Source organism: Serratia sp. ASV30, assembly GCF_016428815.1.
GTDB classification, from domain to species: Bacteria; Pseudomonadota; Gammaproteobacteria; order Enterobacterales; family Enterobacteriaceae; genus Chania; species Chania fonticola_C.
The window spans coordinates 1-256 of the sequence record NZ_JAELTL010000288.1 but is presented as its reverse complement, the minus strand read 5'-3'; the positions used below and the strand labels follow the sequence as shown (position 1 = coordinate 256).

Annotated in this window: 1 rRNA gene; it reads right to left on the bottom strand. The window is 48.4% G+C overall.

Annotated features, from left to right (window positions below):
- Positions 1–148: 148 nt before the first annotated feature.
- Positions 149–256: ribosomal RNA gene (locus JHD74_RS26490) — 23S ribosomal RNA — on the bottom strand; the annotation flags it as partial.

Here is a 256-nt window from a genome sequence, read left to right as displayed (position 1 = left end):
GCATGGGGTCAGGTGGGACCACCGCGCTATTGCCGCCAGGCAAATTCTGTTTCATTCCAACCGCGTCACTCTCGTGTCGCCATCGAAACCAATCTCGGAACTTCGCTGAAAATCTACTTCAATCTCTTCAAAACACCTTTGGTGTTGTAAGGTTAAGCCTCACGGATCATTAGTACTGGTTAGCTCAATGCATCGCTGCACTTACACACCCAGCCTATCAACGTCTTAGTCTTAAACGTTCCTTCAGGGACCTTAA